The 10,654-nt window shown below is 73.2% G+C and carries 13 protein-coding genes and 1 pseudogene; 5 read left to right on the top strand and 9 right to left on the bottom strand.

Features of this window, described 5'->3' with window-relative positions; all coding sequences use genetic code 11:
• The 3 genes from ACFVYA_RS33965 to ACFVYA_RS33955 all read left to right on the top strand — a co-directional run.
• On the top strand, window positions 1-428 hold a 428-nt coding region (locus ACFVYA_RS33965; protein ID WP_387050844.1), incomplete at its 5' end, for a hypothetical protein.
• A 220-nt stretch (window positions 429-648) separates the two neighbouring features.
• Window positions 649-858 carry a hypothetical protein gene (locus ACFVYA_RS33960; protein WP_285990766.1) on the top strand — a complete coding sequence of 70 codons (210 nt, stop codon included), beginning with the start codon at window positions 649-651 and terminating at the stop codon, window positions 856-858.
• A gap of 270 nt (window positions 859-1,128) precedes the next feature.
• On the top strand, window positions 1,129-1,959 hold the full coding sequence (locus ACFVYA_RS33955) for a MerR family transcriptional regulator (RefSeq protein ID WP_387050842.1): 831 nt from the start codon (window positions 1,129-1,131) through the stop codon (window positions 1,957-1,959).
• A gap of 155 nt (window positions 1,960-2,114) precedes the next feature.
• On the opposite strand, the gene ACFVYA_RS33950 is transcribed toward ACFVYA_RS33955, so the two are convergent.
• The 6 genes and pseudogenes from ACFVYA_RS33950 to ACFVYA_RS33925 form a co-directional block, all read right to left on the bottom strand.
• A complete protein-coding gene (locus ACFVYA_RS33950; protein WP_387050840.1) occupies window positions 2,115-3,230 on the bottom strand; it encodes a glutamate--cysteine ligase in 1,116 nt (371 codons plus the stop codon).
• 8 nt (window positions 3,231-3,238) lie between these two features.
• Window positions 3,239-3,397, bottom strand: coding sequence for a hypothetical protein (locus ACFVYA_RS33945; protein WP_387050838.1), 159 nt, complete (start codon window positions 3,395-3,397; stop codon window positions 3,239-3,241).
• Window positions 3,398-3,525: 128 nt separating this feature from the next.
• The gene (locus ACFVYA_RS33940; protein ID WP_387050837.1) at window positions 3,526-3,879 is read right to left on the bottom strand and encodes a DUF1731 domain-containing protein; all 354 of its coding nucleotides are present in this window, start codon (window positions 3,877-3,879) and stop codon (window positions 3,526-3,528) included.
• A 167-nt stretch (window positions 3,880-4,046) separates the two neighbouring features.
• Window positions 4,047-5,123, bottom strand: a complete 1,077-nt coding sequence (locus ACFVYA_RS33935) for a medium chain dehydrogenase/reductase family protein (protein WP_387050835.1) — start codon at window positions 5,121-5,123, stop codon at window positions 4,047-4,049.
• Between the two features lie 314 nt (window positions 5,124-5,437).
• A complete protein-coding gene (locus ACFVYA_RS33930; protein WP_387050851.1) occupies window positions 5,438-5,722 on the bottom strand; it encodes a helix-turn-helix transcriptional regulator in 285 nt (94 codons plus the stop codon).
• A gap of 78 nt (window positions 5,723-5,800) precedes the next feature.
• Window positions 5,801-6,304 (bottom strand): annotated as a pseudogene (locus tag ACFVYA_RS33925) (cupin domain-containing protein); the annotation flags it as partial.
• Window positions 6,305-6,397: 93 nt separating this feature from the next.
• On the opposite strand from ACFVYA_RS33925, the gene ACFVYA_RS33920 reads away from it, so the two are divergent.
• Entirely contained in the window at window positions 6,398-7,303 is a 906-nt protein-coding gene (locus tag ACFVYA_RS33920) for an MBL fold metallo-hydrolase (protein WP_387050833.1), read from the top strand.
• A gap of 43 nt (window positions 7,304-7,346) precedes the next feature.
• Here ACFVYA_RS33920 and ACFVYA_RS33915 read toward each other — a convergent pair whose 3' ends face one another.
• Together ACFVYA_RS33915 and ACFVYA_RS33910 are read right to left on the bottom strand one after the other, a co-directional pair.
• Window positions 7,347-7,922 (bottom strand): hypothetical protein, encoded by a 576-nt coding sequence (locus ACFVYA_RS33915; RefSeq protein ID WP_285990757.1) that lies wholly within the window; start codon window positions 7,920-7,922, stop codon window positions 7,347-7,349.
• Between the two features lie 70 nt (window positions 7,923-7,992).
• Window positions 7,993-9,000: a YbhB/YbcL family Raf kinase inhibitor-like protein gene (locus tag ACFVYA_RS33910; protein ID WP_387050831.1), complete on the bottom strand. Its 1,008-nt coding sequence runs from the start codon at window positions 8,998-9,000 to the stop codon at window positions 7,993-7,995.
• Window positions 9,001-9,140: 140 nt separating this feature from the next.
• Here ACFVYA_RS33910 and ACFVYA_RS33905 point away from each other — a divergent pair, with 140 nt between their 5' ends.
• The gene (locus ACFVYA_RS33905) at window positions 9,141-9,815 is read left to right on the top strand and encodes a GntR family transcriptional regulator (protein ID WP_387050850.1); all 675 of its coding nucleotides are present in this window, start codon (window positions 9,141-9,143) and stop codon (window positions 9,813-9,815) included.
• On the opposite strand, the gene ACFVYA_RS33900 is transcribed toward ACFVYA_RS33905, so the two are convergent.
• Window positions 9,763-10,629 carry an alpha/beta fold hydrolase gene (locus ACFVYA_RS33900; RefSeq protein WP_387050829.1) on the bottom strand — a complete coding sequence of 289 codons (867 nt, stop codon included), beginning with the start codon at window positions 10,627-10,629 and terminating at the stop codon, window positions 9,763-9,765. The two genes, ACFVYA_RS33905 and ACFVYA_RS33900, sit on opposite strands and share 53 nt — an antisense overlap.
• Between the last annotated feature and the right edge of the window lie 25 nt (window positions 10,630-10,654).

Here is a 10,654-nt window from a genome sequence, read left to right as displayed (position 1 = left end):
CCCTCACCGGCAACACCGCCTCCGGCAACGGCGGCGGCCTCGCCAATCCCGACACCCCCAGCGGCACCGCACCCGCCGCCACCTTCACCAACAGCCCGCTGTCCGGCAACACCACCCTCCTCGGCGACGGCGGCGCCATCTACAACGGCCTCCGCGGCACCCTCTCCGTCACGGGCGTCTCCGGCAGCCCGCTGTTCATCACCGGCAACAACGCCGGCCGCGGCGGCGGAATCTCCGCCGTCAACTCCACCGCCACCACCCTCACCCAAACCGCCGTCACCGACAACCACGCACTGCTGCTCCTGGGCAACTCCGGCGGCGTCTACCGCCAAGGCGGCACCATGACCACCACCAACGCCCCCATCACCGCCAACACCCCCAACAACTGCGTCGGCAGCGTCCCCGCCGTCCCCAACTGCACCGGGTGATGACCGGTCCGCGGCTGCAGCGCTCGAGAGGAACGCGCGTGTACCGTCGGAAGTGTCCGAGAGCATTTCGCACGCGGGTGGCCGAATCCGCGTCGTCCCCGGGCCCCACACCGGCCGCTTCGCGTGGCCGGGGACGGGAGCAGCGGCATGAAGCCGGTCCCGCACCTGACCACCGCCCGGCGCGGTCCGGTCCTCACGTAGCCCCGCCGGGACCACGCCGATGAGACAGCCGAAGGTGGCCCCGCGCCGGGAGCCGGACCCGTTCGCCCTCAGCCCCGAGCAACGCCGGCGTGGTGCCCGCATGGTCGCCTCGTCGGCGGACGACGCCGATGACTGCGCCACGCTGCTCGCCATCCTCGGCCTCGACCCGGCCGACGGTCTCGCGGGACCGGACGGCGGGCCCCCGCCGTCCGGTCACCTCCCGAGCTGAACCCGCCGCGGGTCGGCAGCTCGGCCGTGCGCCGCGGAGCGGACGCGCGGGAAAGCCGTGGCGCCGTTGCTCACCGCGGCCGTTGCGCGCCAGCGGGCCCGGCGTACGTGGCGAGTCCGTCGAGCAGCCGGTCGAAGCCCCAGCGGAACCGGTCGGTGGCTGCCCGCGGTCGTCCTCGGCGACGCCGCCGCATCCGGTCCTTGACCTTCACCCCGGGGGAAACCGCAGAGTGGCCGGGACCGGGCACCCGCCCGGGACGAGGAGTCCACCATGAGCATGGTCGGTATCGGCGAGTTCTCGCGGCTGTCGCGGCTGTCGCCCAAGGCACTGCGGCTGTACGACGAACTCGGCTTGCTGGCGCCGGCCCACGTCGACGCGGGCAACGGCTATCGCCGGTACGCGGTCACGCAGCTGGACCAGGCACGTCTGGTGGCCTCGCTGCGCCGGGCCGGTGTCCCGCTGACCCGGATCAGGGCCATCCTGGCGCTGGAGCCGGCCGCGGCCGCCGAGGAGATCCGCGGCTACTGGGCCGAGACCGAAGCCGAGCACGCCGCCCAGCGCGTGCTGGTGGGCCGCCTCGTCGATCACCTTCACGGGAGGAAGCCCGCCATGTACGAGGTCACCGTCCGCGATATCCCGGAGCGACGGGTGCTCAGCGTGATCAGCAGGGTGAACCAGGACGAGCTGGAGCCCATGACCCGGGAGTTGTTCATCCACCGGTTGCGCCGGGGCGGTGTTCCGCGGGTCGAGGGGACGGCGGGTGCGCCGTTCACGATCTACCACGGGGAGGTCAGCGGGGACAGCGACGGCCCGGTCGAGTGGTGCTGGCCGGTGCCCGAGGACGGGGCCGCCGAGATCGCGGCCGGGTTCCCCGACCTGACCCTGCGCACGGAGCCCGCGCACCAGGAAGCGTTCGTCCGGCAGGAGACTCCCGGACCGTGGAGCGCCGGAAGCCAGGTCGAGGTCGCGGTCGGGGCACTGTTCACGTGGGCCTCGGAACACCATCGCCCTGCGTCCGGCGGCGTGCGCGGCGTGCTGGTTCCGGACCCGGAGCACCGGGGTACCGGGCCGTACGTCGAGTTCGCGCTGCCGCTGCGCTGAACGACGCCCGAAGCGCCGCCGCGGTGGGACCGCGGCGGCCGTGGACAGCGCGCCGATGACCCCGGCGTCGACGTAGCCGCCCGGTCACCACGCCGGTTTCGGGCAGCAGCACGTCGCTGAGCGGGCGTGGAACGCCCCAGGATGGGCGGTGGTCTTCACTGGGCCGCCTCCCGTTCCCGGTCTTCACCCCGGGTCACCGCGGCCAGGTGGGCGACGAACTCCGCCGGCGTGCCCGACTCCGCGCGCAGCGCTCGCTGCCGCTCCGCTCCCCCTCCCCGCGACCTGAGCGCACACCAGGCGGCCAGGACGTCGTCGAGGTCGCCCATCGCCCGCAGCGCGGGCCGGACGTAGGCGAGCAGGTCTTCGACCAGCTCTTCGTGAGCCATCGGGGTGCCGGTCAGCACGTCGACGCCCGGTCCGGCGAGGCCGTACCTCGCGGCCGCCCGCAACGCCCGCTCGGCGAGCGCGTCCGGCACGCGCGGCGGTGGCGCCCCGCGGCGCTGTTCCGCCAGCGCGGTCACGACCAGGCCCCGCACCAGGCCGGTGAGCAGCACCGCGTCGGCCACGTCGAGGCAGACGTCGGCGATCCGCACCTCCACGGTCGGGTGCCGCGGGGACAGGCGAGCGTAGAAGTAGACGCTGCGGGCGTCGAGCGCCTGCCCGCGCCGGATGGCACCCTCGACCGCCGCGTCGTAGTCCCCGACGTCGCGCCACTCGCCCGGCGGGCGGGCCGTCGGCCAGCGCGACCACAGCGGGTACCGGGCGCTGGCCCACCCGGAATCCAGGCCGTCGACGTACGGCGAGTTCGCGCTGACCGCCAGCAGGGCACCGAGCCAGGGCCGCAGCCGCGTCAGCACGGCCACCCCGGCAGCTCGCGACGGGACGCCGACGTGGATGTGGCAGGCGCACGTGCCCGCTTCGCCGACCAGCGCGGGAAACCGGGCCGCCAGCGTGCGGAAGCGAGGATCGGCCGTCACCTGCGACGCCCTCCCGAACGGGGCCACGCCGGTGGCCAGCGCGACGCAGCCGACGTGCTCCGCGGCCTCGGCCACCCGGTGCCGCAGCCGGGTCAGGTCCGCGCAGACCTGGGGAAGCGACCGGTGCACCTCGGTCGCGGTCTCCACCTGGAACCGCAGGAACTCCGCCATCACCCCCGGCTCGTCCGCCAGCTGCGCCAGGACACGGGGTGCCGCCGCGGCCGTCGCCCCCGACCGCGGGTCGACGAGCACGAACTCCTCCTCGACCCCGACCGTGCCTCCCCCGTCGTCCACAGCCGGCCTCAGGAGACGGTCCGGCGCGCGGGCGCGCCGAGCGCCGCACCCCGGGCCCTGGCCGATTTCCGGGCCGTGGCGCGGCTCATGCCGGGCACGGGGGTGGGCCTGCCGACGCCGAGGAGCTCCTCGGCGAGGTCGCTCGCCGGTACGGGACGGTGAGCCATGGCAGCCTCCGGTCGCTGGTTCGTGGGGTACCCAGCCAATCGGAAGGCGTTCGCCGCCGCTGCTGGCGAACGCCATCGATGCCGGGGCCGTCGGTCACCGGCGGAAGGGACCATCGGCACTGCCGCTGTCAGCTCGACGCCGAAGTCAGCGCCTCCGCCAGCCGCGGGTGCGCGTGGCGGTAGCCGCCGTCGAGCGCGCGGTGGGGCACCGCGCGCCGGCCGGTGGTCACCATGTCCGCCAGCTCGCCGAGCGCCACCCTGAGAGCGAACCCGGGCACCGGGAGGACGGCGGGCCGGTGCAGCGCCCGGCCCAGCGCCTTCGAAAACTCCCGCTGGGTGACCGGTTCGGGTGCCGTGCCGTTGTAGGCGCCGCTCCACGAGGCGATTTCACCGTGCCACCCGAAGCATCGAGGACGACGCCGGTGCGCATCCGCGCCACGCGGACCCCGAACTCGGCCGCCCTGGCCGCTTCCTGCTCCCACGCGGCGGAAACCTCGGCGAGGAACGTGCCGCCCGGCGGGTCCTGCTCGGTGACCTCCTCGTCGCCGCGCGGGCCGTAGCAGGCGACGCCTGAGCTGGAGACGAGAGACCGGACGCGCCGGAGATGGTGATCTTCACGATGCCGCACTCCTCTCGGACGAAGGGAAAGTCAGGAACCGGCCTGCGGCAGGAGGACGATCTTCCCCAGCGCGGTTCGCGCGGAGGACTCGGAGAGTTCCACCGCCGCCGCCACTTCGGTGAGCGGGTAGCGGGCGGCGATCTTCGCGGTGAGCACGCCGTCGCGCAGGAGGCCGAAGACGTGGGTGAGGTCGGTGCGGATCCGGGCGCGGAAGGCGTCGCGCTCGGCGGAGTCCGGCTTGCCCGCGCCCGACCACACGTCGAAGAAGCTCGCGTGCTTGCCGGTGGGCAGGTAGTTCCAGAACGTCAGTTTCGTCAGCACGTTCAGGAAGCTGAGCACCACCGGCGTGCGGTCGTCGAGCTTGCTCGCGATGCTGTAGCAAACCAGGGTTCCGGTGCGGTTGAGCAACCGGTGGGAGCGGGAGATGCTCGCGCCACCGAGGTGGTCGAACACGGCGTCCACGCCGCCGGGAGCCAGTTCCCGGACCCGGGCCGCGACGTCGGGATCCCGGTAGTCGACCGGCTCGACACCCAGTGCGCGCAGGGCCTCGTGGTGACGCGGGCTCGCCGTGCCGATCACCCGCGCGCCGGTGTGGCGGGCGAGCTGGGCCAGCAGGGTGCCGACACCGCCGCCGACGCCGAGCACGAGGACGGTCTGCCCGGCCTGCACCTTCGCGACGTGGTGGAGCATCTGGTAGGCGGTCAGCCCGTTGACCGTCAGCGTCTCCGCCTCCTCCGCGCTCACGCCGTCGGGCACCGCCACCAGGTCGGCGGCGGGCAGGAGGACGGCCGTGGCCCACGCGCCGGTCTTGGTCAGCGCGGCGAACCGCTTGCCGATCAGCGCGCGGTCCACGTCCGGACCGACCGCCTCGACGACCCCGACGAGGTCGTAACCGGGCACGAACGGGAACGCGGGCTGGCCGAAGTAACGGCCGCGGCGCATCGCGCTTTCGGCGAAGGACACGGCGGTCGCTTCGACGCGCACCAGGGCCTGACCGGCCGCCGGCGCCGGGAGGGAGCGCCGGAGCACCTGCAGCCCGGACGGCTCGACCTTGCCCGGCAGTACCACTTCGGTGGCGGTCACGGTGGGGACGCTCATTTCGGTCATGGCCGGCTCCTGGAACTTGTGCGACTCTTCATCGCCTAGTTAATGATCGTAACTATGCATCGCCATGTCATACTGCGTCAACCCATAGCGCGGGGCGAGGTGGCCCGATGGCCGTCCAGGACACCCCACCGGCCGACAGCCATCCGCTCCCTGACGGCTCCCTCAGGCCCTCAGGCGGCGCTGGCGGGGGGATCATTCGTTGATGAGGCCGGCGTAGTGGCCGAGGTTTCACTCGATTTCGTCCAGGCGGATCTCGGCCATGGCTTTCCCGAGTTGCGCCGACCCTTTTGCCCGCGGACGGAGGACCGCGGTCGTCACCGGCCGGTCCGAAATCCGCCCGGCGCGACGCCGAACTGCCGCTTGAACGCGTGCGAGAACGCGAACGGTGAGGCGTAACCGACCTTGGCGGCGATCGACGGCAGGGGAAAATCCGTGTCCTGGAGCAGGCGCGCCGCCGTCGTGAGCCGCCACCACGTCAAGTACGCCATGGGCGGCTGTCCCGTCAGCGCCGTGAACCGGCGGGCCAGGGTCGCGCGGGAAAGGCCCACCCGGGCGGCCAGGTCCTCGATCCGCCATGGCGCTTCGGGGTGCTCGTGCAGCGCTTCCAGCGCGGCCGCGATTTCGGGGTCTCGCAGCGCCTGCGGCCAGCCCGTGCCCGGGTGGTCGGCCAGCCAGGCGCGGATCAGGTAGACCAGCAGCAGGTCCAGCAGGCCGGTGAGGACCGTGGCCGAACCCGGCCGCCGGTCGCTCACCTCGCCGCCGAGCAGGTCGATGGCCGCGCGCAGTTCGGCGCGCCGCCCGACCTCGGCGGGCAGGTGCACGACCTCCGGCAGGCTCGCGAGCAAGGGGTGCCGCCGCGCGTGGGACAGCCGGTACTTGCCGCACAGGAACTCGGTGCGGCCCGCCGGCTCGGCCACCGCCGCTTCGAACGGCACCGCGCCGGTCGCGTCCGGCGTCGAGGACAGGGTGTGCGCGCCGCCGTGCGGAACCAGGACCGCGTCGCCGGGGCCGAGCGCCACCGGCTCCCCGCCGTCCGGGAGCAGTCAGCCGCTGCCGCGCAGCAGCACGTGGAAGCCCGCGCCCTCGTACGGCGCGAAGCGGTAGCACCACTCCGAACCGGCCCGGAGGCGGTTCGACACGGGCCGGCCGATCCGCACCGCGGCGATCGCGTCACTCAGCACGTCCACCGGGCCATCGTAGCCCTGAGACGATCACGCATCAGAACGAGCACTTGTCGCATCGAAACGCTCCCGCCTGCGTCCTAGCGTGGAGTCATGCACATCGGCGAAGTCGAAGTCATGAGGGTCATCGAGTGGCAAGGCGAGATCGCTCCCGTGCGGTCCATCATCCCCGGCAGCCCGCCCCGGCTCTGGACGGACAACGCCGGCTGGCTCGCGCCCGACCACTGGAACCCGGAGACCGGCGGCTACCGCGGCGCCGTGCAGACCTGGGTGCTCCGCAGCGAAGGCCGGGTGATCCTGGTCGACACCGGCGTCGGCAACGACCGGGACCGGCCGCAGATCCCGCTCTTCGACCACCTGGCGACACCCTTCCTCGACCGGCTGGCGGCGGCCGGCGTCCGGCCGGAGGACGTCGACGTCGTCGTCAACACGCACATCCACTACGACCACGTCGGCTGGAACACCGAACTCCGCAACGGCGAATGGGTGCCGACGTTCCCCCACGCCACCTACCTGATCCCCCGCACCGACCAGGTGTACTTCGATCCGCGCAACGCCCACCGCCGCCCCGCTCCCCGCACGCCCCACGAGCAGCTCCGCCGCGACGGCAGCCTGCTGGTCTACGCCGACAGCGTCGCCCCCGTGCTCGGCCGGGCCGTGCTGTGGGAAGGCAGCCACCGCCTCGACCGGAACCTGACGCTGGAAGCCGCGCCCGGCCACACCCCGGGCTCGTCGGTCCTGCGCGTGTCGTCCGGCGGCGATCGGGCCGTGTTCGCCGGGGACCTGCTGCACAGCCCGGTGCAGATCCTGGCGCCGGAACACAGCAGCTGCTTCTGCGAAGACCCGCACCAGGCCGCCACCACCCGGCACGCGATCCTCGAACGCGCCGCGGACACCGGCGAACTCGTCGTCCCGGCCCATTTCGGCGGGCCGGGCGCTGCCCGAGTGCGCCGCGACGGCAGCCGGTTCGCCATCCACCGCTGGAGTGCTGCCACGTAGCGCGGTCACTTCGGCGACCGTCACCTGCTTCGGCGGCCACCGGTCACGCGAGTGACGACACCGCGTCCGCGGCCTCCGGCACCGGGGCCGGGCTCTCCTCCTCGGCCTCGGTGCCGAACCGCTCGCGCACCTCTTCGACGACGCCGACGATCTGGCCCAGCCGGTCCAGCACCGCCCGGTGGGCCGCCCGGATGGTCTCGGCTTCCTCTTCCGCGCGGGAAAGGATCAGCTGCGCGTCCCGTTGGGCGGCGCGCTCGGTCTCCGCGCGAGCGGCCTCCGCCTCGGCGACCGCCTTCTCCGCCGCCGCCCGCAGTTCCGCGCCCTCCTTGCGGGCCTGTTCCCGGATCTCCGCGGCCTCGGCCTTCGCGACCTGCAGGATCTTTTCGATCCGCCGGCCCAGTCCGGCCGCGTCGTCCGGCTCCGGGGCGCGGGGCGCGGGCACCTGGGCCTTGGCCAGCCGGCGCTCCGCGACCCGCCGCGCCTTCTCGTGCCGGTCCACGCGCTTTTCCGCGACGCGCACGTACTCGTCCACCTGCCGGCGATCGTAGCCGCGCAGGACGATCGGGAACCGGACGTCGGACTCGGGCAGCGTCTCGGGTTCGGAAGCCGTCTTCTCCATTCCCCGAGTGTCGGCAAAATCGGGACGGCCAGCAATTCGAATGCGGCGAAGAATCAACCGAAAGTGACGTTTAAACGCCGCGCCGGCGGACGGTGCGCTCGAGAATGCCCAGCGTGGCCTTGAGGGCGGACTCGGGCACGATCGGGAAGACGTTGCGCCGCTTCCACCCTTCGTCGATCTGCGACCAGTCGTAATAGGACGTGACCAGGGTGCCGCCTTCGGCCGGCTCGAGCCGGTAGCCGTAGACGTGCCGGACGTGGGGCCCGCGCCCGGCTTCCACGGTCCATGCGATTTCCTCGTCCGGGACGAGCGCGGTGATGACCACCTCGACCTCGTACTTGCCCAGGGGAAAGTCTCCCAGCGCTTCGCGGTCCATGTGCACCCGGAACCGGTCACCGGGCCGCCGGACGCGGTCGCCTTCGGCGTCCATGAGCATTCCCGACGCGTCGATGTCGACGTGGCCCTTCGGGTCGGTCAGCACCGCGAAGACGGCGCCGGCGGGGGCGGGGATCAGCCGGGAAACCTCGACGCGTTCGCCGGCCGCCGGCGTTTCCGCCGTCGCGGTGAGGACCGCGCGGCCGAGCGTGTGCGAAGCCATCGTGAAGCCGAGGACGGCCGGGGTGGCGTCGGCGGGGACGCCGATGGACTCGACGTCGAGGGCGTGCACCACGACGAAGTAGCGGTGCGGGCCGTGGCCGGCCGGCGGCGCGGCGCCGAGGAACCGGGCCGTGCGGGCGTCGTTGGGCAACTGGACCGCCCCCGGCGGCAGACCCGAGCCGGTCTCGTCGCCGGCCCCCTCGGGAAGTCCGGTCACGGTGGCGGGGATGTCGGCGACGGCCCAGTGCCAGAACCCGGACCCGGTGGGGGCGTCGGGGTCGTAGACGGTGACGGCGTAGCTCTTGGTGCCGTCCGGGGCACCGCTCCACGACAGCTGCGGGGACCTGTCCTCCCCACCGGGGACCCCGGACAGCCCCGACATCTGCCCGGGCGGCAGGACGCCGCCGTCGGTGATGGTGGTGCTGGTGATGGTGAAGGGCGCCGCCTCGGGCAGGCGGGCGAAGGGATCGTTGACGCTCAAAGCGTTCCTCTCGGATCGGGTCGCGGGGCATCCAGCCGCCGCTAGATCGACTATAGCAACAATAATCGATTATTGTCGCGATCGTCTATGCTGGTCCGGTGACTCGGACCACGCCCCCAGCCGACGCTTCGGCCCCGCGGATGCTCTCCGAACGCGTCTACGCCCACATCCGGGCCGCGATCATGCGCGGCGACCACGCCCCCGGCGCGGCGCTCAAACCCCAGGACCTCGCCCAGGAGCAGGGCGTCAGCCTGGCGGTGGTGCGGGAGGCGCTCGTGCGCGTGGTCGGCGACGGACTCGCCGACCGCCTGCCCAACCGCGGCTTCGCCGTCCCGGCCCTCTCCCACCGCCGCTGGCAGGAGATCGCGGAAGCCCGCCGCACCATCGAACCGATGGTGCTACGGCTGTCCGTCGAACGCGGTGACGTCGGCTGGGAGGCCGGCGTGCGCGCCGCCCACCACCGGCTGGCCCGCACCCCGGCGTTCGTCCCCGAGGAGGGCGAGTACTACAGCGAGGCGTGGTCGGAAGCCCACCGGGTCTTCCACCGCACGCTGCTGGCGGGCTGCGGGAACCCGGTGCTGCTGGAGACGTTCGACCGGCTGTGGGCCGCGAGCGAACTGGCGCGCCGCTGGTCGGCGCACCACGGCCCCGGCCGGGATCACCTCGCCGAGCACCGCCGGCTCGAGGAGACGGCGTTGGCCCGCGATGCGGATGCCGCCGCCGAGGAGCTGACGCGGCACCTCACCCTCACCGCGGACGGGCTCACGAAAGTGGATGCGCCACGTACGGGGCCGCCTCCCAAGGCTGGTCGGTGAAGAAGCGAACGGTCAGGTCGGCGACGTCGGCGGCGCGTTCCAGGACGACCCAGTGGTCGGAATCCTTGATGGCGGCGAAGCGGCTGCCCGGGATCGTGGCCGCGAAGGCGCGTTGCCGTTCGGGGTCGGTGATGGAGTCGTGCTCCCCGGTGAACACCAGGGCCGGCACCCCGGACAGGCCGCCGTCGAAGGACGGGCTGCTGATCAGCGACCGCTGCAGGTAGTCCAGCACGTCGGGCACGTGGACGGCGACGTGGAGCATCGAGCGCTTGACGTAGCGGTAGACCAGGGAACGGCGGGGGATGTGGCGGTCCTCGTCGAGGCACAGCTGCATCCGCGCAGCCACCGCGGCGAAGTTCTCGGTGTCGCCCCGCGCGAGGTGACCGGCCGCCAGCCGCAACGACTCCCGCTGGGCGGAGCTGGTGTGCGAGACCACGCCGCCGAGCATCAGCCGCGCGATGCGGTGCGGATGGCGCTGGGCGCAGCCGAAGGCCAGTTCCGCGCCGTAGGAGTAGCCGAACAGGTTGACCCGCGGGGCGCCGAGGTCGTCGAGGATCCGGTCGACCGCCGCGCCCGCGAACTCCGTTCCGGCCCCGGGTGGCAGGGAATCGGACGCGCCCACGCCGGGCAGGTCCGCCGTCACGAAGTCCGCCACCGGGGTGATCCGGTCCTCCATGTGCGGCCAGCCGCGGCTGCCCTGGAAGCCGCCACCGAGCACGATCACCGGTTCCGTCCGCGGGCCGGGGTGCCGGAGGAGCCGGTAGCTGAACCGCGTTCCGCCGAGCGTCAGGGGGCGGACCACTTCCTCGCGCATGATCTCCTTCTGCTCCGGAACCGGG

Origin of the sequence: Amycolatopsis sp. NPDC058278, from assembly GCF_042881395.1 — a bacterium.
Taxonomy (GTDB): Bacteria; Actinomycetota; Actinomycetes; order Mycobacteriales; family Pseudonocardiaceae; genus Amycolatopsis.
Note: the sequence above shows the minus strand (reverse complement) of the source record. Positions and strands in the feature narration are given on the sequence as shown.

Coding starts and splice junctions, on each gene's coding strand:
- ACFVYA_RS33945 (WP_387050838.1), bottom strand. CDS start 3,397: ATGGCTCACCGTCCCGTACCGGCGAGCGACCTCGCCGAGGAGCTCCTC.
- ACFVYA_RS33955 (WP_387050842.1), top strand. CDS start 1,129: ATGAGCATGGTCGGTATCGGCGAGTTCTCGCGGCTGTCGCGGCTGTCG.
- ACFVYA_RS33905 (WP_387050850.1), top strand. CDS start 9,141: ATGCTCTCCGAACGCGTCTACGCCCACATCCGGGCCGCGATCATGCGC.
- ACFVYA_RS33900 (WP_387050829.1), bottom strand. CDS start 10,629: ATGCGCGAGGAAGTGGTCCGCCCCCTGACGCTCGGCGGAACGCGGTTC.
- ACFVYA_RS33920 (WP_387050833.1), top strand. CDS start 6,398: ATGCACATCGGCGAAGTCGAAGTCATGAGGGTCATCGAGTGGCAAGGC.
- ACFVYA_RS33915 (WP_285990757.1), bottom strand. CDS start 7,922: ATGGAGAAGACGGCTTCCGAACCCGAGACGCTGCCCGAGTCCGACGTC.
- ACFVYA_RS33935 (WP_387050835.1), bottom strand. CDS start 5,123: ATGACCGAAATGAGCGTCCCCACCGTGACCGCCACCGAAGTGGTACTG.
- ACFVYA_RS33960 (WP_285990766.1), top strand. CDS start 649: ATGAGACAGCCGAAGGTGGCCCCGCGCCGGGAGCCGGACCCGTTCGCC.